General features: G+C 68.0%; 24 protein-coding genes, 1 pseudogene and 1 riboswitch. Of the genes and pseudogenes, 13 read left to right on the top strand and 12 right to left on the bottom strand.

Going from position 1 to position 24,864, the window contains the following annotated elements:
- Positions 1-21 precede the first annotated feature (21 nt).
- Positions 22-258 (top strand): PhzF family phenazine biosynthesis protein, encoded by a 237-nt coding sequence (locus B5V46_RS20865; protein WP_369822776.1) that lies wholly within the window; start codon positions 22-24, stop codon positions 256-258.
- Positions 242-664 (top strand): annotated as a pseudogene (locus tag B5V46_RS20860) (PhzF family phenazine biosynthesis protein); the annotation flags it as partial. The gene B5V46_RS20865 and the pseudogene B5V46_RS20860, both read left to right, overlap by 17 nt.
- Before the next feature lie 400 nt (positions 665-1,064).
- Here the strand turns inward: B5V46_RS20860 and thiD are convergent.
- From thiD to B5V46_RS10405, 8 genes are all read right to left on the bottom strand, one after another.
- Positions 1,065-1,886, bottom strand: coding sequence for a bifunctional hydroxymethylpyrimidine kinase/phosphomethylpyrimidine kinase (gene thiD / locus B5V46_RS10440; protein WP_080616548.1), 822 nt, complete (start codon positions 1,884-1,886; stop codon positions 1,065-1,067).
- Positions 1,883-2,365, bottom strand: coding sequence for an NUDIX hydrolase (locus tag B5V46_RS10435; RefSeq protein ID WP_231119085.1), 483 nt, complete (start codon positions 2,363-2,365; stop codon positions 1,883-1,885). The genes thiD and B5V46_RS10435 overlap by 4 nt, the downstream gene beginning before the upstream one ends.
- Positions 2,366-2,494: riboswitch (TPP riboswitch) on the bottom strand.
- A gap of 1,051 nt (positions 2,495-3,545) precedes the next feature.
- Entirely contained in the window at positions 3,546-4,718 is a 1,173-nt protein-coding gene (locus B5V46_RS10430) for an NAD(P)/FAD-dependent oxidoreductase (RefSeq protein WP_080616547.1), read from the bottom strand.
- Positions 4,719-4,904: 186 nt separating this feature from the next.
- Positions 4,905-5,531, bottom strand: a complete 627-nt coding sequence (locus B5V46_RS10425) for a cytochrome b/b6 domain-containing protein (RefSeq protein ID WP_080616546.1) — start codon at positions 5,529-5,531, stop codon at positions 4,905-4,907.
- Positions 5,532-5,551: 20 nt separating this feature from the next.
- On the bottom strand, positions 5,552-6,007 hold the full coding sequence (locus B5V46_RS10420) for a cytochrome c (RefSeq protein ID WP_080616545.1): 456 nt from the start codon (positions 6,005-6,007) through the stop codon (positions 5,552-5,554).
- A gap of 155 nt (positions 6,008-6,162) precedes the next feature.
- Complete coding sequence (locus B5V46_RS10415; protein ID WP_080616544.1) at positions 6,163-6,903, bottom strand: gamma-glutamyl-gamma-aminobutyrate hydrolase family protein; 741 nt, start codon at positions 6,901-6,903, stop codon at positions 6,163-6,165.
- A complete protein-coding gene (locus B5V46_RS10410) occupies positions 6,873-7,892 on the bottom strand; it encodes an amidoligase family protein (protein ID WP_080616543.1) in 1,020 nt (339 codons plus the stop codon). The genes B5V46_RS10415 and B5V46_RS10410 overlap by 31 nt, the downstream gene beginning before the upstream one ends.
- A 34-nt stretch (positions 7,893-7,926) precedes the next feature.
- A complete protein-coding gene (locus B5V46_RS10405) occupies positions 7,927-8,250 on the bottom strand; it encodes an iron-sulfur cluster assembly accessory protein (protein WP_080618015.1) in 324 nt (107 codons plus the stop codon).
- 87 nt (positions 8,251-8,337) lie between these two features.
- On the opposite strand from B5V46_RS10405, the gene B5V46_RS10400 reads away from it, so the two are divergent.
- The 6 genes from B5V46_RS10400 to scpB all read left to right on the top strand — a co-directional run bounded on the left by B5V46_RS10400 (position 8,338) and on the right by scpB (position 14,820).
- Positions 8,338-9,498: a deoxyguanosinetriphosphate triphosphohydrolase gene (locus tag B5V46_RS10400; RefSeq protein ID WP_080616542.1), complete on the top strand. Its 1,161-nt coding sequence runs from the start codon at positions 8,338-8,340 to the stop codon at positions 9,496-9,498.
- Positions 9,499-9,572: 74 nt separating this feature from the next.
- A complete protein-coding gene (gene argS, locus B5V46_RS10395) occupies positions 9,573-11,318 on the top strand; it encodes an arginine--tRNA ligase (protein ID WP_080616541.1) in 1,746 nt (581 codons plus the stop codon).
- A gap of 80 nt (positions 11,319-11,398) precedes the next feature.
- Positions 11,399-12,367 (top strand): SPOR domain-containing protein, encoded by a 969-nt coding sequence (locus B5V46_RS10390; RefSeq protein ID WP_080616540.1) that lies wholly within the window; start codon positions 11,399-11,401, stop codon positions 12,365-12,367.
- On the top strand, positions 12,364-13,380 hold the full coding sequence (gene nagZ / locus B5V46_RS10385) for a beta-N-acetylhexosaminidase (protein WP_080616539.1): 1,017 nt from the start codon (positions 12,364-12,366) through the stop codon (positions 13,378-13,380). Before B5V46_RS10390 ends, nagZ begins: the two co-directional genes overlap by 4 nt.
- The gene (locus B5V46_RS10380) at positions 13,373-14,173 is read left to right on the top strand and encodes a ScpA family protein (RefSeq protein WP_080616538.1); all 801 of its coding nucleotides are present in this window, start codon (positions 13,373-13,375) and stop codon (positions 14,171-14,173) included. The genes nagZ and B5V46_RS10380 overlap by 8 nt, the downstream gene beginning before the upstream one ends.
- Positions 14,173-14,820 (top strand): SMC-Scp complex subunit ScpB, encoded by a 648-nt coding sequence (gene scpB / locus B5V46_RS10375; protein ID WP_080616537.1) that lies wholly within the window; start codon positions 14,173-14,175, stop codon positions 14,818-14,820. The genes B5V46_RS10380 and scpB overlap by 1 nt, the downstream gene beginning before the upstream one ends.
- Before the next feature lie 3 nt (positions 14,821-14,823).
- Here scpB and B5V46_RS10370 read toward each other — a convergent pair whose 3' ends face one another.
- Genes B5V46_RS10370 through B5V46_RS10360 form a run of 3 tightly spaced genes read right to left on the bottom strand, consistent with a single transcriptional unit; the run spans position 14,824 to position 17,760 of the window.
- Positions 14,824-16,323, bottom strand: a complete 1,500-nt coding sequence (locus tag B5V46_RS10370; RefSeq protein ID WP_080616536.1) for a tripartite tricarboxylate transporter permease — start codon at positions 16,321-16,323, stop codon at positions 14,824-14,826.
- Positions 16,320-16,769 carry a tripartite tricarboxylate transporter TctB family protein gene (locus tag B5V46_RS10365; protein WP_080616535.1) on the bottom strand — a complete coding sequence of 150 codons (450 nt, stop codon included), beginning with the start codon at positions 16,767-16,769 and terminating at the stop codon, positions 16,320-16,322. The genes B5V46_RS10370 and B5V46_RS10365 overlap by 4 nt, the downstream gene beginning before the upstream one ends.
- Before the next feature lie 10 nt (positions 16,770-16,779).
- Entirely contained in the window at positions 16,780-17,760 is a 981-nt protein-coding gene (locus B5V46_RS10360; RefSeq protein ID WP_080616534.1) for a tripartite tricarboxylate transporter substrate binding protein, read from the bottom strand.
- A gap of 295 nt (positions 17,761-18,055) precedes the next feature.
- Between B5V46_RS10360 and B5V46_RS10355 the strand changes: the two genes are divergently transcribed.
- The 4 genes from B5V46_RS10355 to B5V46_RS10340 all read left to right on the top strand — a co-directional run bounded on the left by B5V46_RS10355 (position 18,056) and on the right by B5V46_RS10340 (position 21,471).
- On the top strand, positions 18,056-19,102 hold the full coding sequence (locus B5V46_RS10355) for a methionine ABC transporter ATP-binding protein (RefSeq protein ID WP_080616533.1): 1,047 nt from the start codon (positions 18,056-18,058) through the stop codon (positions 19,100-19,102).
- Entirely contained in the window at positions 19,092-19,766 is a 675-nt protein-coding gene (locus tag B5V46_RS10350; protein ID WP_080616532.1) for a methionine ABC transporter permease, read from the top strand. The genes B5V46_RS10355 and B5V46_RS10350 overlap by 11 nt, the downstream gene beginning before the upstream one ends.
- Positions 19,767-19,806: 40 nt before the next feature.
- Positions 19,807-20,583 (top strand): MetQ/NlpA family ABC transporter substrate-binding protein, encoded by a 777-nt coding sequence (locus B5V46_RS10345; RefSeq protein ID WP_080616531.1) that lies wholly within the window; start codon positions 19,807-19,809, stop codon positions 20,581-20,583.
- A 303-nt stretch (positions 20,584-20,886) separates the two neighbouring features.
- Positions 20,887-21,471 (top strand): HNH endonuclease, encoded by a 585-nt coding sequence (locus B5V46_RS10340; protein ID WP_080616530.1) that lies wholly within the window; start codon positions 20,887-20,889, stop codon positions 21,469-21,471.
- A 49-nt stretch (positions 21,472-21,520) separates the two neighbouring features.
- On the opposite strand, the gene parE is transcribed toward B5V46_RS10340, so the two are convergent.
- On the bottom strand, positions 21,521-23,479 hold the full coding sequence (parE, locus tag B5V46_RS10335) for a DNA topoisomerase IV subunit B (protein WP_080616529.1): 1,959 nt from the start codon (positions 23,477-23,479) through the stop codon (positions 21,521-21,523).
- Positions 23,480-23,794: 315 nt separating this feature from the next.
- Between parE and ppk2 the strand changes: the two genes are divergently transcribed.
- Positions 23,795-24,859 carry a polyphosphate kinase 2 gene (ppk2, locus tag B5V46_RS10330; RefSeq protein WP_231119084.1) on the top strand — a complete coding sequence of 355 codons (1,065 nt, stop codon included), beginning with the start codon at positions 23,795-23,797 and terminating at the stop codon, positions 24,857-24,859.
- Positions 24,860-24,864 lie beyond the last annotated feature (5 nt).

Genomic DNA, 24,864 nt, shown 5'->3' with positions numbered 1-24,864 from the left:
TGATGATCATGTACCAGGTCGATGCCTTCGCCGACGAGGTCTTGTCCGGAAAACCCGGCGGCCGTGCTGCTCTTGCCGGACTGGTTGGACGAGGCGCTGATGCGGGTGATCGCGCGCGAGAACAATCTGGCCGAGACCGCCTTTGCGGTCGGCCGCGCCGAAGGCGGCTGGGAGCTGAGATGGTTCACGCCTACGCAGGGAGGTCGATTTCTGCGGCCATGCCACGCTTGCGGCCGCGCATGTGCTGATCGCCCATGAGGGCCAGGCGCCGCCCCCGAGCTTTCACACCCGGACCGGCGTTCTGCATGTAGGCGCGGACCCGTCCGGCTATCGCCTCGATCTGCTCCGTCTCGATCCGGAGTCGCTGGAGGCATTGTCCGCAGAGATCGCGCCACAGCTCGCCGACGGGGCGATTGCGATCTTCCGGACTTTCGAGAACATCTTCGTGGAGCTGGAGGGGGCGGACCGGGTTCGCGACTTCGTTCCCGATCTGGCGGCGATTGCCGGGCTCGGGCCGGTCGGTCTGGTGATCACCGCGCGCGAAAGGCCGGGAGGCCGCGCCGATTTCGTGTCGCGCTGTTTCGTTCCGGGGGCCGGTATTCCCGAAGATCCGGTTACCGGCTCCATTCATGCCACCCTAATGCCCTATTGGGCGGACCGGCTGGACCGCACCAGACTGACGGCCTGTCAGGCCTCGGCGCGTGGCGGATGGCTGGGTTGCGAACTGGCCGGTAGCCGCGTGATGGCAGGCGGGGCCTGCCGTCACCTTCATGAAGGCCAAGATCTCCCTTCCCGGGGCCGAGCGCTTCGGCGCGTGACCGGGGCGGGCAGGGCGGGCGTCCTACAACCGGGGGTGTTCACTTGTGGCAAGGCGCAAACACGTTCCGTTCGCCCGGCGAGGGTCGGATCGCAGGCTCCTGACGCGCACGATCACCCCGCCCGGCCTGTAGAGGTTGGTCGGGCCGGGCCCGGACCGGTCCGCGCCTCTACAGCCGAACCGCCGGAGCCGGTCGTCCGCGCCCCGTCCGCGCCTTCCCCGCCCGGCGGAACGCCTGAAGGCCGCGTCAGACGACAGGGGGCCGGTGATCGGACCAGAGCGCGTGGAAGTGATGCACCGGCCCGTGGCCATGGCCGACATCGAGGGCCTCGCTCGCTGCCAGCGCGTCGTGAAGATATGTCTTGGCCGTGCCCACGGCCTCGACCATGTCGCGGCCGGGCAAGAGCGCGGCAATCGCCGAGGACAGCGTGCAGCCGGTGCCATGGTCATTCGTCGTGACCAGGCGTGGGGCGGCGAAGCGGGTGATGCCCTCGGGGCCCGCCAGCAGGTCAGTGCTTTCGGCGCTGTCTGCGAGATGGCCGCCCTTGAGCAGCACCCATTCCGGCCCCATGGCCAACAGGTCGGGCAGGGCGGCCTGCATGGCCTCTGCCGTCCAGTCGTCTTCGCGTCCGAGCAGCACCGCCGCCTCGGGCAGGTTCGGGGTCATGATCCTTGCCAGCGGCAGGAGCCGCTCGCGCACCGCCGCGACCGCCTCGGGCGCAAGCAGCGCGTGACCGCTCTTGGCCACCATGACCGGGTCGAGCACGATATTCCCGACCGCGTGATGGCTCAGCCGGTCCGCCACGGCTTCGGCGATCGCGGCATTCGCGATCATGCCGATCTTGACCGCGTCGATGCGCACATCGTCGAGCACGGCGTCGATCTGCTCGGCCACGAAGCCCGGATCGAGCGCGACGAAGGATCTCACGCCCTGGGTGTTCTGCGCGACGACGGCGGTGATGGCAGAGCAGGAATAGGCGCCAAGTGCCGAGAAAGTCTTGATGTCTGCCTGGATGCCGGCGCCTCCGGACGGATCGGTGCCGGCGATTGTTAGGATGTTGGCGATCATGATTGCATCTCCTGCATCAACATGGCGGCCTGCGCCGCGACCTCGGCGACATCGAGGCTCAGCGCAAGCTCGGTATCGGCAAATGTGTCCAGGTCGACCCAGCGCGCCTCGAGCGCATCGTCGCCCGCGACAGGCTCGCCGGCCGTCCAGCGGCACAAGAGGGCGATCAGGATGAAATGGCTGCGCAGGGCGCCCGAGGCGTCGCGATCGAAGGCATCCAGCGCGGTGAGGACGCGCAGCGGTTCGGCACGAATGCCGGTCTCTTCGGCCAGCTCCCGCAGGGCCGCCTCCGTCACGGTCTCGCCGCGGTCGATTTTTCCGCCGGGAAAGCCCCAGCGGCCGGCATCGGGCGGATTGGCCCGGCGGACCAGAAGGACCTGCCTGGCGCGGATCACCACCGCGATGGCCGCGGGGATGGGGCGTTCGGGGATGCTGGGGAAGGGCAAGGCCGCCTCATATGCTGCGGCCGGCAAGGGCAAGAGAGCGTTCCTGTCCTGTCCCTTCGCCGGCATGATCCGGATCAGGTTCGAAGGGTCACTGCGCTGCGCCGGGCCATGGCCGTGCCTGCAGACTCTCAGCCCCATGCCGGGGCTCCCCTAGGTGTCGGCGAGACTATCAGGATAAGCGGCGAGTTCAACGCGTCTGTTGCGATGCGCGCGCCGTTCCCGGGCCTTTTCTCTCGGCGGGGCCTTCGCCGACAGAGGGCTGCGCAACTGGCCCGCTTGCTCAGGTACGGATCGCGTTCAGTGAATTATAAATATTAAATATCAGGCTAATATAGTCCAATATTAATGTTTTGGGTTAACATGATGCCGGTCGGTGTGTCCGGGCGGGATGGAACCGTTTTTGCCGGCACTGCCGACCGATGGGGCTGTCCTGTGACTGGCCGGCGAGCCTCCGTGCAATTCGTTTCGCCGCCATGCGATCAGGCGGTCCATGGCGGCGTAAGTCGAGCCTCTGGTTCCGCTCAAGACGGAAATCTCATCGGTCCTGTCGACCGTGAGGCCGCAGGCGGGCGTCGGCTCGGTATCGTCGATCAGGCTGCTGAGCGTTCTTTTCCAGCCGAGCGCGCGGCGTGCCGACGATCCTGCAGCGCGGTCTCGACGCGCTGTTGCCGGTGATCGCCCTGCCTTTTCTGGCAGGGGGCTCCATGTGCTCGTCGCGGTCATTCCCCGGTGCCACCGCCGGGATGGATGGGGGCCGATCTCCAGGACGTTGAGCCTCGCCCTCGTGCGCGTCCGGGCAGAAGGAGCGCATCCGGCGGTGCCTCCTTGGCTGGGGCGGGGTGGGGCCGGGATGTCTGATGTCGGTCCGGCCGGGGTTGGACGCGCGCGGCAGGGCCCTGCTGACGGGGCTGTTCGACAAAGATACCGTGTCTTCGCCCTGGTCACATGCGTCTCGGTGCCGGGCGTGCCGCCCGATCTCGTTGACCTTCCGGGCCTCGTCCCACATGGCTGCGGCGCGCTTTCCCGTCGCGACGACCGCCCGGTTCTGCCGGTGATGCGCGGGCGCCGCGCCGCGCCGCGCTCTGCCCCGGCGCCTTTGCAGGCCAGAGGTGTCTGAAAGGCATGGGAGGAAAGGGCGGGGGCGGTCTGCGGGTCGGCCTGCCTGTCATGACCGCCGGGGGCGGGAGCGGCGGTGTCGCGGCAAGGGGCGCGGTCAGTTCCGGCGCCGCTCGGCAATCGCCATGCCCGCCGCCCGGCCCGAGGACCAGGCCCATTGGAAATTGTAGCCGCCAAGCCAGCCGGTGACATCGACGGCCTCGCCGATCACATGCAGGCCGGGCACGGCCTTCGCTTCCATCGTGCGCGAGGACAGCGCTTCGGTCGAGATCCCACCCGCCGTGACCTCTGCCTTGGCATAGCCCTCGGTGCCGGTGGGGTGGAATGTCAGCCGGGTAAGCGGGGCTGCCGCGCGCTCCAGATCGGCGTCCGAACAGTTCGCAAGCTGTTTCTCCAGGCCGATCTGAGTGGCCAGAAGCTCGGCCAGACGGTTCGGAAGCTGCTCGCTCAGGGCGGCGCGCAGCCGGGCACGCGGCATCTGCCGCCGTGCCTCGCGCAGCATGTCGAGGGCGTTCTCGATCAGCGTCAGTTCGACCGCTGCGCCGGGGGTCCAGTAGGACGAGACCTGCAGGATCGCGGGACCCGACAGCCCGCGATGGGTGAACAGCGCGGCTTCTCGGAAGCTGGCCGACCCGACCCGCGCGATCACCGGGCAGGACAGGCCGGCAATGGCCCGGAAGGCCGCGTCGTGCGGGCCCAGCGTCAGCGGAACCAGCGCGGGGCGCGGCGGCACGACGGCAAGCCCGAAGCGCTCGGCGATCTGGTAGGCAAGGCCGGTCGCGCCCATCTTCGGGATCGAGGGGCCGCCGGTCGCGATGACGAGGTTCGCGGCGCTGGCGCCAGCCACCCGGTAGCGTCCGTCGCCATGGCCGATCTCGCCGATCTTCGTCCCGAGCCGGATATCGACCCCGCCCCGGGCGCATTCGTCGAGCAACATGGCCAGGATCTGCCGGGAGGAGCCGTCGCAGAACAGCTGTCCCAGCGTCTTTTCATGCCAGGCGATGCCATGGCGTTCGACCAAAGCGAGGAAATCCCACTGGGTATAGCGGGCGAGGGCGGATTTCGGGAAATGCGGGTTCCCGGACAGAAAGCACGCCGCCTCGGCACCGGTATTGGTGAAGTTGCAGCGGCCGCCGCCGGAAATCAGGATCTTCTTCCCGGCCTTGTCGGCATGGTCGAGTACAAGCACCCGCGCTCCGGCCTGTCCGGCCGTTGCCGCGGCCATCAGCCCGGCTGCTCCGGCGCCCAGCACGATCGCATCATAATCCATGCACGCCCTCTACGCCGACGGACATCCCGGCAAAAGGGGCCATCGCATCTGCCGAAGGTTTCGGGAGAGCTCGGAGCTTGGCGGTTCCTCACCGGGGAGCGGCCGTCTGCCAGAGCCTGCGCCTTTCGGCGGTTCTGGCGGGAAACGGGGCGCGGCCTGAGCAGGCCAGGTCGCGCCCGCGCGCGTTCAGGGTTTCTTGCGGACGGTTTTCCGGCCGGTGATCATGGGCTTGACGAGGTTCTCGCCCTTCCACTTGCTGTAGAAGAGGATGGCCGCGACATGCAGCCCGACCAGCCCCAGCACCACCCAGCCAAGCTGGACATGGAAGCTGAGCGCCGCGCGGGTGGTCTCGGAGCCCACATATTTCGCCAGCGGCCCGACATTGATGTAATCGTCGGGGTCGACGAACAGGCCCGATCCTGCCTGAAGCAGCAGCACCGCCAGCAGCACGAAGACGAAAAGCCCGCCAAGTGGGTTATGCCCGGGCCAGTAGGACGGCTTCCTGCTGAACATCCCGAAGACGTATTTCAGGATCGCGACCGGGCCATAGGCGAAGTTTGCGAACCGGGCATGCTCGGGGCCCCAGAGGCCCCAGAGCAGCCGGAAGGCCAGAAGGCCGAGCACCGTGTAACCGAACCAGAAATGCAGGGTCATGACATCGGGCCCGAACATGCCCAGCCCCCAGGCCGCCACGACCGAAATCGTCAGCGCCCATTTGAACAGGCGCAGGAACGGGTCCCAGATCGGAACGGTCTGCAGCGTCTCGGCACCCGGACGGGCGCCGCCGGCCTCCTCGATGCGCGTATCCTTCATCGCTCCATCCTCGCTTTTGCTCAGTGCTTGGCGCGGTAGTTGTCGTGGCAGCCCTTGCACGAGCCGCCGACCTGCTGGATGCCCTTGGCCAGCTCGCCCTTGTCGAGCCCGGCGACCTCCTGCAGGTTTTCGACCGCCTTCACGAAGGCCATGCCTTTTTCCTGCACGCCGCCCATGTCGCTCCAGATCTTGGGCAGGGCAGCGGTCTTGCCGGGCATGTCCTCGGACGAGGTTCCGGGCATGTAAAGATGGCCGATATTGTATTTGGTGAGGGTCAGAAGGTTGTCGGCCGCGGTTTGCGCCTTGGCCCCGTCATACTCGGTTTCGCCTTTGACCATCGACACGAGGGTGCCCATGTTGGCGCCGAGCAGGGAATAGTAGCCTTGGCGGGCCTCGACGACGTCATCCTTCACGTCGGCAGCCGAAGCCGCCAGCGGCAGCGCGGCGAGAGCGGCGGTCAGAAGAACTTTACGCATTACAGGTCTCCGTCCTGGGTTTGCAGGTTTTGGCTCAGGTTCGCGCGTGTTTCCGTAACGTGGGGGTCGCGGTTTTCCGTCGCCAAGTCCATGGCATTTTTCACAGAGGACCTGTGCCCCGATCGGGGGTTGCGCTGCGTTCTTCTGAACATATCTTAAAGAGTCGTCTTTTCCAGCATGGCGTCGATGGCGCGCAGCTGTCCATGCGCGCGCCGCCCGGCGGCTGCGGCGGCGACCAGCGCGGCGAAGATCGCGCGCTGGCGCCGGGCATAGAACAGATGCTCGGGATGCCATTGCACCCCCAGCGCAAAGGGATCGCGGCGACGCTCGACCGCCTGCACCATACCGCCCCGGTCGCGGGCGGCAACCTCGAGATCGGAACCGAGCCGGGCCACCGCCTGGGAATGCAGCGCATTGACCCGCATCGGATCCGGACCGGCGATCTCGGCCAGCCGGGTGCCGGGGCAGACCGTCACCGCCTTGCGCGGCAGGATGGTCCAGACCCGTTTCGAGGCGGTATAGGTGCCATAGGCGTCCTGATCGAGCGTGCCGCCAAGCGCCACGTTCAGCATCTGCGCACCGCGGCAGATGCCCAGCACCGGCTTGCCGCGGGCGATGGCGGCCTCGACGAGGCGGCGCTCCAGCGCGTCGCGCGCGGGATCGAGCCGGGCCGAGGTCACCAGCTGCATGCCGTAGAGATCGGGCGAGATGTCGTCGCCGCCGCCGATGATCAGCCCGTCGACCCCGTCGATATCGGCGCTGCGCCCGGTGCCCCAGCGCACGCCGCGCCCGCCCGCAAGCCAGAGGCTGAACGCCACCAGCGGAAAGACCCGCCAGCCCGAGCGGGCCGAGGTCGTCACCGCGATCAGGGGCCGGTCTTGCCGTCTTTGCCACATGAGCCGTCCCAGAGTTCCAGTTTGCACAGAACCCGGTCGAGATGCGCGAACCAGTCCGACCGGGTGGTGGTCAGCGCGGCGCGGTACTCGAGCCAGTCCGCGGCCAGCTCTTCCAGCGCGGCGGTATCGGCGGCCAGCCGCTCGACCATGACCCAGCGGTTCCATTCATAGGCCAGCCGCCAGCCCGGTTCGTCGATGCGGCAGTCGGGCAGGCGGTAATGGAAGGTGGGCCTGGCGCCGATCGCGGCCGCGCCCGGCCCGAGCGCCTGCGCCACCCGGTCCTGCGCCAGATGCGCGAGGCAGGGCAGCATGTCGAGCCCGCGATTGCGGGTCGGGGTCTCGCCCAGATAGGCGTCGAGCAAGGCCTCCAGCGTCCAGTCTCCCCCGGCGGCGGCCAGCCGGTCGACGAAGCTGCGCGGATAGGGATCGACGAAGGGCAGGACCCGCCGCGACGGATCGATGGGATCGGCCTTCCGGAGCCAGTCCTCGATCAGCGCGAAGGCGCGGATCACGGGCAGCAGATCGGCCGCGTCCTGCCCCGGGATCTCGGGGTTGAGATGCAGCCCGAAGCCCAGAAAGACGCCTTCGCGGCTGCCCCGGGCCCCGGCGGCGCGCAGCGCCCCGCGCAGGCGCTCGGCCTCGGGCAGCTGATCGGGACGCAGCGGCGGGGTCACCACCTCGACCGGCACCACGGCGCGGCCGAGCTGCAGTCCCAGATCGGTCAGGGCGCTGCCGGCCTTGTCGCGGAAGGAGGTGTCGAGGCAGATCGAGACCCGGCCGAGACCGGGCGTCTCGACCTCGAAATCATGGGCGGCGATCTCGCGGGGCGTACCGCCCAGCGTCCGGGCCACGACATCGGCGGCCTCTGCCTCCGTCAGCTCGCCGAATTCGATCTCTATCCCCGCGCGGCGCCTCTCGCCCGCGCGGGTTTCGCATGGGCAGAGCGGCAGGAACCGGTCGCGCGGCACGAGCTGGGTGATGCCGTCCATATCCGCCTTTCGGGGCCTCCGGCGCGGCCGGAGGTCAGATCGAGAACGAGGTGCCGCAGCCGCAGGAGCTGGTGGCGTTCGGATTGTCTATAACGAATTTGGCGCCGATCAGTTCCTTGCTGAAGTCGATGGTCGCGTTTTGCAGGAAGGGCAGCGAGACCGAATCGACCACCACCTTCTCGCCCGCGCCTTCCAGCACGAGATCGTCCTCGGCGGGGTCGTCCAGCGTGATCGCGTACTGAAATCCCGAACAGCCGCCCCCCTCGACGGCGACCCTGAGCGCCTTGCCCTGTTTCGCGGCGCCGATTTCGGACAGGCGCGCATAGGCGCGCTCGGTGACTCTGGGCGGAAGCGTCAGGTCCATCTTAAGTGAAATCCCTCATGTCAATTCCGGTCCCCCTTGAATATATGGGCAGATGTGACGGGAACAAGCGACGGAGCGGCAATGCTGGCGCCTTATGCATGCAAACCTTCGGAAAGCCGCGGGCGGCTCTACCCCGAGCAGGAAAGCGCCTTCCGGTCCTGTTTCCAGCGCGACCGCGACCGGATCATCCATTGTTCCGCCTTCCGGCGGCTGATGCACAAGACCCAGGTCTTCGTCGTCCATGAGGGCGACAGCTTCCGCACCCGGCTGACCCATACGATCGAGGTCGGGCAGGTGGCGCGGACCATGGCCAATGCGCTGGGGCTGAACGTGGAACTGGCCGAGGCGGTGGCGCTCGCGCATGATCTGGGCCATACGCCTTTCGGCCATACCGGCGAGGATGCGCTGGCCGAGCTGATGGCGCCTTTCGGCGGCTTCGATCACAATGCCCAGGCGATCCGGATCGTCACCCGGCTGGAGCGGCATTACGCCGATTTCGACGGGCTGAACCTGACCTGGGAGACGCTGGAGGGCATCGCCAAGCATAACGGCCCGGTGCCGCGCCCGCTGCCCTATGCGCTGGCCGAGTACGATGCCCGCCACGATCTGGAACTGCACACCCATGCCGGCGCCGAGGCCCAGGTCGCGGCCATTGCCGACGATGTCGCCTACAACAATCACGACCTGCATGACGGGCTTCGGGCCGGGCTCTTCACCGAGTCCGAGCTGGCCGAACTGCCGCTGCTGGGCGCCTGCTTTGCCGAGGTCGATGCGGTCGCGCCCGGGATCGACGCCAAGCGCCGCCGCCACGAGGCGCTCCGGCGTTTCTTCGGGGTGATGGTCAGCGATGTCATCGACGGTGCCCGCGTCGCGCTGGCCGAGGCGGCCCCGTCGAGCGCGGCCGGGGTCCGGGCGCTGGGCCGCCCGGTGATCGGTTTCTCGCCCGCGCTTTACGACGGCCTGCGCGAGATCCGCTCGTTCCTGTTCCATCGCATGTATCGCGCGCCCTCGGTGGTGAAGATGCGCACCGAGGTGACGGAAATCGTGCGCGAGCTCTTCCCGCTCTATCTGGCCCATCCCGAATACCTGCCCGCGAAGTGGCGCGAGGATGTCGCCGCGGCAAAGGGCGAGACCGCGCTGGCCAGGATCGTGGCCGATTACATCGCGGGCATGACCGACCGCTTCGCGATGGAGGAACATGCCCGGCTGACCGGTGCCGCCCTGCCTGCACGCCGGGTCTGATCGCGGGCGGCCCCACGCCCGTTGACCCCGCGCGCCGCCATGATAAACCGCAGGCCAGCCGAAAGGGACCGACCATGAACCTCTTCAACGATCTGCGCGCGCTGGTGATCGACTGTCTCGACGCGATGGTGGCCGATGGCGCGCTGCCTGCGGGCCTCGATCTCTCGAATGTCGCCGTCGAGCCGCCGCGCGATGCCGCCCATGGCGACATGGCCACCAATGCCGCGATGGTGCTGGCCAGGCCCGCCGGGCGGAAGCCGCGCGACATCGCCGAGGCGCTGGCCGCCCGGCTGGCCGCCGATTCGCGCATCGCCAGTGCCGAAGTGGCTGGCCCCGGTTTCCTGAACCTGCGGCTTGCTCCCGGGGTCTGGCAGGGACTGGTGGCGAAGGTGCTGGGGCAGGGGGGCGATTTCGGCCGCTCGGCCCTCGGTGCCGGGCAGAAGGTCAATATCGAATTCGTCTCGGCCAACCCGACGGGGCCGATGCATGTGGGCCATGTCCGCGGTGCGGTGGTGGGCGATGCGCTGGCCAGCCTGCTGGATTTTGCCGGCTGGGACGTGACGCGCGAATATTACATCAACGATGGGGGCGCGCAGGTCGATGTGCTGGCGCGCTCGGCCTATGAGCGCTACCGCGAGGCCAACGGGCTCGAGCCCGAGATCCGCGAGGGGCTTTACCCGGGCGATTACCTGATCCCCGTCGGCGCGGCGCTGAAGGAGAAATACGGCGACAGCCTTCTGGACAAGGGCGAAGAGGACTGGCTGGCCGATATCCGCGTTTTTGCCACCGAGATGATGATGCAGATGATCCGCGAGGATCTGGCGGCGCTTGGCGTCACGATGGACGTCTTCTCGTCGGAAAAGGCGCTTTACGGCACCGGCAAGATCGAGGCGGCGCTGGACCGGCTGAAAGGCATGGGGCTGATCTACGAGGGCGTGCTCGAACCGCCGAAGGGCAAGACCCCGGACGACTGGGAACCGCGCGAGCAGACCCTGTTCCGCTCGACCGCGCATGGCGACGACGTCGACCGGCCGGTGATGAAGTCGGACGGGTCCTGGACCTATTTCGCCCCCGACATCGCCTATCACTATGACAAGGTGGGGCGCGGCTTCGACCAGCTGATCGATATTCTCGGCGCCGATCATGGCGGCTATGTCAAGCGGATGAAGGCCGCCGTCGCGGCGCTGTCCGAGGGCCGGGTGCCGCTCGACATCAAGCTGATCCAGCTGGTGAAGCTCTGGAAGAACGGCGAGCCCTTCAAGATGTCGAAACGCGCGGGCACCTATGTGACGCTGCGCGACGTGGTCGAGCAGGTCGGCCGCGACGTGACCCGTTTCGTCATGCTGACCCGCAAGAATGACGCGCCTCTGGATTTCGATTTCGACAAGGTGCTGGAGCAGTCGAAGGACAACCCGGTCTTCTATGTGCAATATGCCCATGCCCGCGTCTGTTCGGTGCTGCGCAAGGCCGCCGAGGCGGGCATTGCCGCCGATGATGCGACGCTGGCTGCGGCCGATCTGACGAAGCTCGACCACGAGGCCGAGATCGCGGTGGCGAAGAAGCTCGCTGAATGGCCGCGCCTGATCGAGATCGCGGCCCGCACCAACGAGCCGCACCGGGTCGCCTTCTATCTTTACGAACTGGCCTCCGAGCTGCACGCGCTCTGGAACCGCGGCAACGAATTGCCCGAATTGCGCTTCCTGCAGGAGGGCGACACGGCCACAAGTCAGGCCAAAATCGCCCTGGCCCGGTCCGTGGCCGTTGTCATTTCCGCCGGTCTTGGTATTCTCGGCGTCACTCCGGTCGATGAAATGCGCTGAAAAACAAGGCGCAATCAGGCCAGAGCGGCACAGGCAAGAACCATACCGGGCGATTTCGCACGCCCGGAAACGAGGCGGCAATGGCAGAAATCGATTTCGACGCGATGCGCGGGGCGGGCGGGCATGACCCCGCACCTTCCCTCAGGACGATGGTGAACTGGGCCGGTGGCCTGGTCTCGCTGACCCTCGTGGCCGGGCTGTTCGTCTGGGGCTATCAGATCGTGGTCCGCGATGTCAGCGGTGTGCCGGTGATCCGCGCGCTTGAAGGGCCGATGCGGATCGCGCCCGACGATCCCGGCGGGCGTCAGGCCGAGCATCAGGGGCTTGCGGTCAACCGCGTGGCCGCCGAGGGCGAGGCCGCGCCGCCGCCCGACATGCTGCGCCTCGCGCCCGCGCCGGTCGATCTGGCCGGGGATGACCGGCCGGTGATCGTGCCGCAGCCCGCTGCCGCCCTGTCCTCGGATCTGGCCGCAGATCCGGGTGCGGATGCGTCCGAGCCGGTTCTGGCCGCGCTCAACCTTTCCGATATGCCCGCATCCGATGCCGCTGGCGGGGCGGTGTTCGATGCCGCCGATGCCGATCTGGCCGCTGGCGCGGCAGAGGCAGAGGCGGAACCGGGCACGGCCGAAGCCGAAACCGAGGCCCTGCCGCTGCCTCAGGGTGCGCTGCGCCAGTCGCCGCGCCCGGCGGCCCGGCCGCAGGAAGACCTGGCGACCCGCGCCGCCATTGCCTCGGCCCGAGCCGCGATGGATGCCCCCGCACCCACCGAGGTCGCGGCCGCCAGCATCCCGCCCGGGACCGCGCTTGTGCAGCTTGGCGCCTTCGACAGCGGCGACGAGGCCCGCGGGGTCTGGGACAGCCTGTCGGGTCAGCGCAGCTTTGCCGGTTTCTTCTCTGACAAGACCCGTGTGATCCAGACCGTCGACCGCGGCGGCAGGACCTTCTTCCGGCTGCGTGCCTCGGGCTTTGCCGACATGGCGGCGGCGCGGCGGTTCTGCGCGGCGGTCTCGGCCGAGGGTGCGGACTGCATTCCGGTGGTGGCGCGGTGAGCGACGGTCTCGGGGCTTTCATCGCCGGTTGTTCCGGTCTGGCCCTGACACCGGCCGAACAGGCCTTCTTCGCCGAGACCCGACCCTTCGGCTTCATCCTCTTCGCCCGCAATGTCGCCGATCCCGACCAGCTTCGCCGCCTGACCCGGGATCTGCGGCAGACCGTGGGCCGCGACGCGCCGATCCTGATCGATCAGGAGGGCGGCCGCGTCCAGCGCCTGCGCCCGCCGCATTGGCGCAGCTGGGCGCCTGCGTTCGACCAGATCGCGGCCGCGGGGCCGGAGGGCGCCGCGCGCTCGATGTATCTGCGCGCCCGGCTGATCGCCTGCGAACTGTCTGTGCTCGGCATCGATGTCGATTGCGCGCCTGTGGCCGATATCGCGCGCCCCGAGACCCATGAGATCCTGAAGAACCGCTGTTACGGGACCGATCCCTCCCTGGTGATCGCCTGTGCCCGGGCCACGGCCGAGGGGCTGCTTGCGGGCGGCGTTCTGCCGGTGATCAAGCATATCCCGGGCCATGGCCGGGCCAGCGCCGACAGCCATCTGCATCTGCCCCGGGTCAAGACCGGAGCGCAGGAGCTGCAGGCCACCGATTTCTCGGTCTTCCGCGCGCTCTCGGACCAGCCGATGGCGATGACGGCCCATGTCGTCTATGACGCGCTCGATCCCGACCGCCCTGCCACCGTCTCGCCTGCGGCCATCGCGGCGATCCGCGACGAGATCGGGTTCGGCGGCTTCCTGATGTCGGATGATGTCTCGATGCAGGCGCTGAGCGGCGGCATCGCCGAACGCAGCCGGGCTTCGATAGCGGCGGGCTGCGACGCGGTTCTGCATTGCAATGGCGATATGGATGAGATGGCCGAGGTTGCCGGGGCCTGCGGCACGCTGACCGGGCCGGCCGCAGAGCGCGCCGCCCGGGCGCTGGCCTGCCGTCGTCCGCCAGAGCCGTTCGATCCGGCCGTTGCCCTGGCCGAGCTTCACGGGCTGCTGGGGACGGCCGCCCATGGCTGAGCCTCCCGTCTGTCCGACGGATGGTGCCGCCGAGGCCGAGGATGTCGCCGCGCGGCAGGCGGCCGAGGCGCTGATTGTCGATGTCGACGGTTTCGAGGGGCCGCTCGACATGCTGCTGACGCTGGCCCGGACCCAGAAGGTCGATCTGCGCAGGATCTCGGTTCTGCATCTGGCCGAGCAGTATCTGGCCTTCGTCGAGACCGCCAAGAGCCTCCGGATCGAGCTGGCCGCTGATTACCTGGTGATGGCGGCCTGGCTGGCCTTCCTGAAATCGCGGCTGCTGCTGCCGCCCGACCCGACCGAGGACGGCCCCTCGGCCGAGGATCTGGCCGCGCATCTGGCCTTCCAGCTGGAACGGCTCGAGGCGATGCGGGGCGTCGCGGCACGGTTGATGGGGCGCGATCAGAAGGGCCGCGACTTCTTCGTGCGCGGCCTGCCCGAAGGCGTCGAGCGGGTGCGCCGGGTACAATATACCGCGACGTTGCTCGATCTGATGCAGGCTTATGCCCGGATCCGCACCCGCGACGATTTCCGGCCCTATGCGCTGGATCGCGAGGCGGTCTATACCATGGAAGAGGCTTTGGAGCGGATGCGCGGGCTGATCGGCTATGCCGGGGACTGGATCGACCTTTCGAGCTGGCTGCCCGAGGGCTGGCAGGCCGATCCCGTCCGTCGCCGCTCGGCCACCGCCGCGCATTTCGCGGCCTCGCTCGAGCTCGTCAAGCAGGGCCAGCTCGAACTGCGCCAGTCCGAGACCTTCGCCCCGATCCAGATCCGCCGGAAGCCGCATTGATGAGCCGCCCGCCCGAGACCGAAGAGGACGCCGAGGCCAGCCTGTTCGAGGCGCCGCCCGCGGCCGAGCAGGAGCGCATGGTCGAGGCCATTCTCTTTGCCTCGGCCGAGCCGGTGCGGGTGGCCGAGATGAACGCCCGCATGCCGCATGGCTGCGATGCCGCGCGTGCGCTCGAGACGCTTGCACGCCGCTATGAGGGGCGGGGAGTGCATCTGGTGCGGGTGGGCGAGGCCTGGGCCTTCCGCACCGCCCCCGATCTGGGCTTCCTGATGCAGAAGGAAACCGTCGAGATGCGCAAGCTCTCGCGGGCCGCGATCGAGACGCTGGCGATCATCGCCTATCACCAGCCGGTGACGCGGGCCGAGATCGAGGAGATCCGCGGCGTCTCGGTCAGCCGCGGCACCGTCGATCAGCTGCTGGATCTGGAATGGATCCGTTTCGGCCGGCGCCGGATGACCCCCGGCCGGCCCGTGACCTATGTCGTGACCGAGGCCTTTCTCGATCATTTCGGGCTGGAAAGCGCCCGCGATCTGCCGGGCCTGCGCGAATTGCGCGCTGCGGGTCTGCTCGACAGCCGCCCGATGCCCGGTTCGGAAGACGAGGACGGAACCGACAGCCAGGGCGACATGTTCGAGGACGAAAGCTGAGGCTCAGCCTCTCCGGCGCGCCGCCCGCCGCCGCCAGGCCTGCCACAGCGCCAGCACCAGAAGCCCCGCCGTCGCCAGCACGAAACCGGCCGCGATGGGGCGTTCGAGAAAGATCATCGGATCGCCCCGGCCGATCAGCATCGCGCGCCGCAGATTGGTCTCGATCAGCGGGCCGAGCACGAAGCCCAGCAGCAGAAGCGCCGGGCTGAACCGCGCCAGAGCCAGCAGATAGCCTGCCAGGCCGATGGCCGCGACCGCGAGGATGTCGAATGTCAGCCCGCGGACCGAATAGACCCCAAGGCAGAGGAAGACGAGGATCGCCGGGTAGAGCCAGCGGAACGGGATGCGCAGCATCGAGACCCAGATCCCGATCAGCGGCAGGTTCAGGATCAGAAGCAGCAGGTTGCCGATCCCGAAACTGGCCACCAGCCCCCAGAACATCTCGGGCCGGGCCTCGAGCATCAGGGGCCCCGGCTGGATCCCGTGAATGACCAGCGCGCCCAGCATCAGCGCCATGATCGGATCGCCCGGAATGCCAAGCGTCAGCGTCGGCACGAAGGCCGAGATCGCGGCGGCATTGTTGGCGGCCTCGGGTGCCGAGACACCCTCGATCGCGCCCTTGCCGAACCGCTCGGGGCGGCGCGAGACGCGGCGTTCCAGCGCATAGGCCAGGAAGGAGGACAGCGTCGAGCCGGTGCCCGGCAGCGCGCCGAAGAAGCTGCCAAGCGCGCCGCCACGCAGGATCGGGCCGGGCAGGCGCCGCAGATCGTCGCGCCGGGGCATCAGCCCGCGCAGCCCGATCCTTTCGGTCACGCCCTGCCGGTCGGGGTCGCGGACATTGGCGATCAGCTCGGCCACGCCGAACAGCCCCATCGCCAGCGCCACGAGGTTGATGCCGTCCAGCAGCTCGGTCCGGCCGAAGGTGAAGCGCTGGACGCCGGAATTGACATCGGTGCCGACACAGCCCAGCAAAAGCCCCAGCACGACCATGGCGAAGCTCTTGACCGGGCTTGTCGAGCCGATGGTCGAGGCGGCGACCAGCCCGAGGATCATCATCGCGGCGTAATCGGCCGCCCCGAAGGCCGTGGCCGCGCGCGACAGCCAGCCCGCCAGCGTCACCAGCACCGCGATGCCGATCAGCGAGCCCGCGAAGGACGAGGCCATGGCGGTGAAGAGGGCCACGCCCGCGCGGCCCTCGCGCGCCAGCGGATAGCCGTCGAGCGAGGTCACCGCCGATTGCGGCGTGCCTGGCAGGCGCATCAGGATCGAGGCGACCGAGCCGCCGTACTGTGCGCCGTAATAGACGCCCGCCAGCATGATAAGCGCGGCTTCGGGGGTGATGTAATATGTGATCGGCAGCAGAAGCGAGATCGCCGCCATCGCGCCGATGCCGGGCAGCACGCCGACAAAGGTGCCCAGCACCACGCCGAGGACGCAATAGACCAGCACCCCGGGCTGAAGCGCAAAGCCGATGCCGTGCATAAGGCCCTCCCAGGTGGTCATGAGAGGCGCGGCCAGAGCGGGATGTTCATCCGAAGCCCGAGGCCGAAGACAAGCACGGTCAGGGCCGAGATCGCCAGGGCCAGCACCAGGCGCCAGACACGGCCGGGATGGGGGGCGGGCAGCGTGGCGATCAGAACCGCCGCCGCGGTCGCGCCGACAAGGCCGATCCGGAACAGCCCGAGGCCGAAGACGAGGATCGCGGCCAGCACCGCCAGCACCGCGCAGGGCTCGAAGCCGGGCCGGGGGCCTGCCTGCCGTCCGAGCGCGGGCAGGGCGATGGCCAGCCCGAGCCCGGTCAGAAGCGTGCCGAGCGCCACCGGGAAGAAGCCCGGCCCCATCCGGCGCAGGCTGCCGATATCGTAATGCGCAAGGGCCCAGCCCGCCGCCGCCGCGCCAAGCGCGGCCAGCGTGAGGCCGCCGAGGATGTCGGGCCAGTCCTTCTGCATCGGGGCGGCCTCAGGGCTGGGCTTCGACCCGGTCGATCACCGCGCCCCACATCGCGGTATCGGCCGAGATCCGCTCGGCCAGATCCGCGGGCGTGCCCGGCGCGGCCTGCCAGCCGATGGCCAGGAGTTTCTGCTGCACCTCGGGATCGGCGAGGATCTCCCCGATCTCGGTATTCAGCCGCGCGATCACCGCCGGGTCGGTCCCGGCAGGCGCGATGAAGGCGTTCCAGAGCTCGGCCCGGAAATCGGCGGGCAGCCCGGCCCGCCCGGCCAGGACGGGCACGTCGGGCGCTTGCGGGAAGGGTTCGGCCGAGGTGATGCCCAGCAGGCGCATCCGGCCCGCCTCGACCTGCGGCAGCGCGGCCGAAGGCGCCATGAAGCCTGCATCGATCTCGCCGCCGACGATCGAGGTGGTGATCTCGGCATAGCTGGCGAAGGGGATGTGCAGCAGGCTGACGCCCGCGGCATCGGCAAAGAGCTCGGCGGTCAGATGCGCGCCCGATCCCTGGCCGACCGAGCCGTAGCTGAGAAACTCGGGCTCGGTTCCGGCCGCGGCGACGAAGCTTTCGAGATCGGTGAAATCCGAGCTGGCCGAAACCGCCAGGACCAGCGGCGAGGTCGCGATCAGCGTCACCGGCGCGATATCGGTGGTTGCGTCATAGCCCGTCGATGGCATCAGCCGGGCGGCGGTGGTCAGCGGGCCGTTGATGGTGGTGGCAAAGCTGAGGCCATCGCCGGCATTGGCCAGCATCTGCTGCACCCCGATCACGCCGCCCGCGCCGGGCTTGTTCTCTACCACGACCGGCTGGCCGAGCCGCTCTGCCAGCGGCTCGGTGATGATCCGGGTCAGCGTGTCGGGCGAGGACCCGGCCGGGAAACCGACATAGACATGAATCGGCGCGGTGGGCCAGGCCTCCTGGGCCGCGGCGGGCAGGGCGGTGAGGGCAAGGGCCCCGGCAAGTGCGGCGCGGCGCGTCATCGGGATGGTCACGTCTGGTCTCCTTTTCGCTCGGCGCCAAAGGACACGATCGCGGCGGCCTTTTCAACCGGCTTCCTGCGGGCCCGATCCGGGGCGGAAGACGGCGCGGACGGAACGCCGGCCGGGTGGGCGCGAAGGCCGCGGAACGCGCCGCGCGGCGGGGGTGGGGCACGCGGAACGATCACTCGGCCGGTCACCGCGGAACGGGACGGGGTTTTTAATTGGCCGCTATCGGCTCTGCGGGGTTGCACCCGGCCCGGCTTTGGGGCACCCGACGGCCGATGAAAAGACAGTGAAACGGAACGCCATGACCGGGGCGACGATCAGTTTTGAGAATGTCGGCAAGTTCTTTGCCGGCGGGGCCAAGGGCCGGGTGACGGCGTTGCAGGATGTGTCCCTGACGGTGGCCCCGGGCGAGATCTGCGGCATCATCGGTCGCTCGGGCGCGGGCAAGTCGACGCTTCTGCGCATGGTCAACGGGCTTGAGCGGCCAAGCGAGGGCGTGGTCAGCGTGGGCGGCAAGGATGTCGGCCGGGCGCGCGGCTCCGCGCTGCGGGCGATCCGCCGCGATGTCGGGATGATCTTCCAGCATTTCAACCTGCTGGCCTCGCGCACGGTCCATGGCAATATCGCGATGCCGCTGGAAATCGCGGGCGTGGCCTCGGCCGAGATCCGGAGCCGGGTCGGGGATCTGATCGCCCGGGTCGGGCTCGAGGCGCAGGCCGACCGCTATCCGGCCGAGCTGTCGGGCGGGCAGAAACAGCGGGTGGGCATCGCCCGGGCGCTGGCCACCCGGCCCAAGGTGCTGCTCTCGGACGAGGCGACCTCGGCGCTCGATCCCGAGACCACGCAGACTGTGCTTGCGCTGCTGCGCGACATCAACCGCGATCTGGGCCTGACGATCCTGCTGATCACCCATGAAATGGCCGTGGTGCGCGACATCGCCAGCCATGTGGCGGTGATCGATCAGGGCCGGATCGTCGAGGCAGGCCCGACCTATGACGTCTTCGTCGCGCCGCAGCATCCGACGACGCGCTCCTTCCTGTCGGGGGTGACCGGCATCACGCTGCCGCGCTTCGTCTCGGGCCGTCTGCTCGGGACCCGGCCGGGCGGCGAGGCCGAAGAGGTTCTGCGGGTGACCTTCGCGGGCGCCCATGCGACCGATCCGATGCTGGCCCGGATGACGGCCGAGCGCGGGATCTCGGTCAATATCCTCGCCGGCGCCATCGAGGAGATCGGCCCGCATCCCTTCGGCAACCTGCTGATCTCGGTCGATGCCGCGCGCGGGGCCGAGGCGCGCGACTATCTCAACCGCCACGGCCTGTCGACGGAGGTGCTTGGCTATGTCCGCTAACCTGATCGCGCTTCTGATCGAGGCCACGCTGCAGACGCTTTACATGGTCTCGGCCGCAGCCGTTCTGGGCACGCTGTTCGGGCTGCCGCTGGGGGTGTTCCTGGCCACGTCGCAACGTGGCGAGCTGTTGTCCGCACCCTTGGTGAACAAGGTGCTGGGGCTTGTCGTCAATGCCGCGCGCTCGGTGCCCTTCATCATCCTCGTGGTCGCGATCATCCCCTTCACCCGGGCGCTGGTCGGCACCTCGATCGGCACCGATGCCGCCATCGTGCCCCTGACCATCGCCGCCACGCCCTTCATCGCGCGGCTTGTCGAGAATGCCATCCGCGAGGTCGATGCCGGGCTGATCGAGGCTGCGCGCGCGATGGGGGCGACGCCGTTGCAGATCATCCGCAAGGTGCTGCTGCGCGAGTCGCTGCCGGGCATCGTCCTGGGTCTCACGCTCGCCGTTGTCAGCCTGATCGGCTATTCCGCCATGGTCGGTGCGGTCGGCGGCGAGGGCTTGGGCGATCTGGGCATCCGCTACGGCTATCAGCGCTTCATGCCCGACGTTATGCTGGCCGTCGTCGTGATCCTGATCGTGATGGTCCAGCTCGTGCAATCTTTCGGCGAATGGATCGCCGCGCGGGTCGATCGCCGCGCGCCGCGCAATCGCGGCCACTGATTTTCCGAAGAGCTCCCGCAGACAAGAAAGGACCCTTCCGATGCTGCGTCTGATCCCACTCGTTTCCGCCCTCGCGCTGTCCGCCGGTACAGCCTTTGCCGATGACATCCGTGTCGGCGTCTCGCCCGGCGAGCATGCCGAGATCATGGAAGAGGTCGCCAAGGTCGCCGCGACTGCCGGCCTGACCGTCGATATCGTCGAATTCTCGGACTATGTGGTGCCGAACCAGGCGCTGGCCGATGGCGATCTCGACGCCAACAGCTTCCAGCACCGTCCCTATCTCGAGAACCAGATCAAGGATCGCGGTTTCGATCTGGTCGAGATCGCGACCACCATCACCACGCCGATGGGGATCTATTCCGACAAGATCGAGGATCTGGCCGATCTGCCCGAAAAGGCCCGGGTCGCGATCCCGAACGACCCGACCAATGGCGGACGGGCGCTGTTGCTCCTGCAGGAGCTCGGGCTGGTCAAGCTGGCCGAGGGCACGGGGCTCGTGCCGAGCCCGCTCGACATCGAGGACAACCCCAAGGGACTGAAATTCCTCGAACTCGACGCGGCGCAACTGCCGCGCGCGCTTGCCGATGCCGAGATCGCGGTGATCAACACCAATTACGCCATCGCGGCCGGGCTCAGCCCGAAAACCGACGCCATCGCGATGGAATCCGCCGACAACCCCTATGTGAACATCATCGTGGTGCGCGACGGCGATCAGGACAAGCCCTGGGTCGAGGCTCTGGTGGAGGCCTATCACAGCCCCGAGGTGAAGGCTTTCATCGACGAGAAATACGACGGCGCCGTGCTGACCAGCTGGTAAGCCTTTCCGGGCAGGCCGCTTGCGTCGCGGCCTGCCCATCCCCTGGCCGTCCGGACAAACCCGGGGGCCGGCGCTGACCGACGATGCGACTGCTTGCCTGTTTTTTGGGCGCAGATCTTTCCGGCGGCCAAAACGATCGTCACAACGACGTTACGAAGCCGCTGTAGTCAGCCGCCATCGGGCCACCGCATCTGCGGGGCTTGTCAGGTGGCGAACGCCATATATAGTCAAAAGCATGGCAAGGGACGGGCTCGTCCCGTCCCGTGGCCGGGCAGGCGGACGGGGCAGAGGCTGACGATCAGGATGGACGGCGATTTCAGGACTTCATTCGTACGGGAGCCGGGCTCCCTCAGGCAGCATCCGGCGCTTGTTCTGAACGCCGATTACCGGCCACTCTCCTACTATCCGCTGTCGCTCTGGCCCTGGCAGGAGGCGGTCAAGGCGGCCTTCCTTCACCGGGTCGATATCGTGGCCGAATATGACCAGGTGGTCCGAAGTCCGACCAGGACGATCCGAATACCCTCCGTTGTCGTTCTCAAAGACTATGTCAAACCGCAGAGGCGCGTGGCTTTCACGCGCTTCAATCTTTTTCTGAGGGACGAATTCACCTGCCAGTATTGCGGCTCGCGGGGCGATCTGACCTTCGACCATGTGGTGCCGCGCGCGCGCGGCGGCATCACCAGCTGGGAGAATGTGGTCGCGGCCTGTTCGCGCTGCAATCTGCGCAAGGGCTCGAAAAGCCTGCGTCAGGCGGGCATGACGCTGCGCCGCGCGCCCCGGCGTCCGGGGGCGGGCGACCTGCGCGATATCGGCCGCAAGTTCCCGCCGAACTATCTTCATGCGAGCTGGCTCGATTTCCTCTACTGGGATGCCGAGCTGGAAGCCTGAGCGCGCCTTCCCCGTGCCGTCGGCTGGGCGGTTCCTCCGGACGGGGCGGCTAGATGTCGACCTCCTGCACGAAGCGGGCATTCTCCTGGATATACTGGAAGCGCAGCTCGGGTTTCTTGCCCATCAACCGCTCGACCAGATCGGCGGTCTCTCCGGGCTCGTCCTCGTCGATCGAGACCCGGATCAGCTTGCGCGAGGCCGGATCCATGGTGGTTTCCTTCAGGTCCTTGGCATCCATCTCGCCAAGCCCCTTGAACCGGCTGACGTCGATCTTGCCCTTGCCGCCCAGACCCTTGGCCAGCCACATCTCCTTTTCGGCCTCGTCAAGCGCATAGATCCGTTTCGGCCCCTGTGTCAGGCGGAACAGCGGTGGGCAGGCGAGGTAAAGGTGGCCCTGGTCGATCAGCGGGCGCATCTGGGTGAAGAAGAAGGTCATCAGGAGCGACGCGATATGGGCGCCGTCGACATCGGCATCGGTCATGATGATGACCTTGTCATAGCGCAGATCGTCGATGTTGAAGCGCGTGCCGAGCCCGGTCCCCAGCGCCTGGGTCAGATCGTTGATCTCGGCATTCGAGCCGAGCTTGGACGAGGCCGCGCCCAGCACGTTCAGGATCTTGCCCCTGAGCGGCAACAACGCCTGGGTCTTGCGGTCGCGCGCCATCTTGGCCGAGCCGCCGGCCGAGTCGCCCTCGACGATGAAGAGTTCCGTGCCGCTGCGATTGGTGGCCGAACAGTCGACCAGCTTTCCCGGCAGCCTGAGCCGCTTGGTGGCTGATTTGCGCTGGGTTTCCTTTTCGGCGCGGCGGCGCAGCCGCTCCTCGGCGCGCAGCACGAGGAAATCGAGGATCGCGCCCGCGGCCTTGGTATCCGAGGCCAGCCAGTTGTCGAAATGGTCGCGCACCGCGCCCTCGACCATGCGCTGGGCCTCGGTGGTGGCGAGGCGGTCCTTGGTCTGGCCGACGAATTCGGGTTCGCGGATGAAGGTTGAGACGATGGCGCAGCCGCCGGTCATCAGGTCGTCGCGGGTGATCTGGGCGGCCTTGCGGTTGTTGGTGAGCTCGCCATAGGCCCGCAGCCCCTTCAGGATCGCCGACCAGAAGCCCGCCTCATGGGTGCCGCCCTCGGGGGTGGGGATGGTGTTGCAATAGGACTGGATGAAGCCGTCGCGCGAGGGCGTCCAGTTCACCGCCCATTCGACCGAGCCGGGCTGGCCGAACTTCTCCTGAAAGCCGACCTTGCCCGAGAACGGGCGCTCGGCATAGGTCGAGGCCCCTTCGAGGGTCTCGCTGAGGTAGTCGGCCAGCCCGCCGGGGAAGTGGAACACCGCTTCCATCGGCGTGTCGCCATCGGCAATGGCGGTCTTCCAGCGGATCTCGACGCCCGAGAACAGATAGGCCTTCGAGCGGACCATCTTCAGAAGCCGCCCCGGCCGGAAGCGGTGATGGCCGAAGATCTGTTCGTCGGCATGGAAGGTGACGGTGGTGCCCCGGCGGTTCGGCGCGGCGCCGAGCTTCTCGACCGGACCCTGCGGCACCCCGCGCGAGAAATCCTGGGCGAACAGCTCGCGGTTGCGCGCCACCTCGACCCGAAGCCGGTCCGAGAGCGCGTTCACCACCGAGACGCCGACGCCATGCAGACCGCCCGAGGTCTCATAGGCCTTGCCCGAGAACTTGCCGCCCGCATGCAGCGTGCAGAGGATCACCTCGAGCGCGGACTTGTCGGGAAATTTCGGATGCGGATCGACCGGGATGCCGCGGCCATTGTCGCGGATCGTCACCGAATGATCGCCATGCAGCTCGACCTCGATCCGGGTGGCATGGCCCGCGACCGCCTCGTCCATGGCATTGTCGAGAACCTCGGCCACCAGATGGTGCAACGCCCGCTCATCGGTGCCGCCGATATACATGCCGGGGCGCTTGCGGACGGGCTCGAGCCCCTCCAGCACCTCGATCGAGGAGGCGTCATAGGTGTCACGGCTGGCGCCGGAGAGCAGATCGTCGGCCATTCTTCGCTCTATCTTGTGGATGCTCGCGGGCATCTTCGCAGGTTTGGGGGGCGGGGGAAAGGCCCGCCTGCCGTCTTGCGGCAGGTTCTCGGTTCCCGACGGGCCCCGGCGGCCGCCGGCGGGTGCCAGCGTCCCGGGCCGGGGCGCGCATCGCGAAACCGGGCAGGGGCCGGGCAGGGCGCTCAATCGGGCGGCAACCGCGGAGGCATTGGGGAAGGCATTGCGGTCGTCGTAACCGATTCCCGAGTTTCTCCGGGGCCGACTCGCCCGCGTCGGGGTAGACTTGACCCCGTTCTCGCCGGGAAGGAGATATGCATGGATCCGCTCACCCCGCCATCCGGGGCGCAGAAATCTGCGACCTCGCCCGACACGGAGCAAACCGAGACGGAGCAAACCGAGACGGAGCAGACCGAGACAGACGAGACCGAGACAGCGTCGGCGGCGCGGCCGGGCGCCGCTGCGCCTGCCGCCCCGGTGCCGGGCCCTCGGGCATCCGCTCCGAAGACGGAGGCGCCGCCTGTCTCCGCCGCCGATATCGTCCATGGCTTCGAAACCGGCGAATATCCCTATCGCTCGAAGATGTCGCGCCGCAGCTACGAGGCGCAGAAGGCCAGGCTGCAGGCCGAATTGCTGAAGGTCCAGATCTGGGCGCAGGAGAGCGGCCAGAAATTCGTGATCCTGTTCGAGGGCCGCGATGCCGCCGGCAAGGGCGGCACGATCAAGCGCTTCATGGAGCATCTCAACCCGCGCAGTGCCCGGGTCGTGGCGCTGAACAAGCCCAGCGAGGACGAGCGCGGCCAGTGGTTCTTTCAGCGCTATGTGCGCGAGCTGCCGACAGCGGGCGAAATGGTGTTCTACGACCGCTCCTGGTACAACCGGGCGGGGGTCGAGCGGGTGATGGGGTTCTGCACCCCGAACGAGTATCTCGAATTCATGCGCCAGACGCCCGATCTTGAACGCATGCTGGTGCGCTCGGGGCTGCGGTTGTTCAAGTACTGGTTCTCGGTGACCCGGGAAGAACAGCGCCGGCGGTTTCTTGCACGCGAGACAGACCCGCTGAAACGCTGGAAACTGTCTCCCATCGACAAGGCCAGCCTCGACAAGTGGGACGACTATACCGACGCCAAGGAGGCGATGTTCTTCTATACCGACACCGCCGACGCGCCCTGGACGATCATCAAGTCGAATGACAAGAAGCGCGCGCGGCTGAACTGCATGCGCCATTTCCTGCACGGGCTCGACTACCCCGGCAAGGATCCCAAGCTGGCCCATGCGCCCGACCCGCTGATCGTCGGAAGGGCCGAACATGTGATCCACAAGGCCGAGCATATCCTCGGCACCTCTCTGCCTCCCGACCTGCGCCGGGGCCGCGAGGACTGAGCGCG

The organism is Rhodovulum sp. MB263, from assembly GCF_002073975.1.
Classification (GTDB): domain Bacteria; phylum Pseudomonadota; class Alphaproteobacteria; order Rhodobacterales; family Rhodobacteraceae; genus Rhodovulum.
Note: the sequence above shows the minus strand (reverse complement) of the source record. Positions and strands in the feature narration are given on the sequence as shown.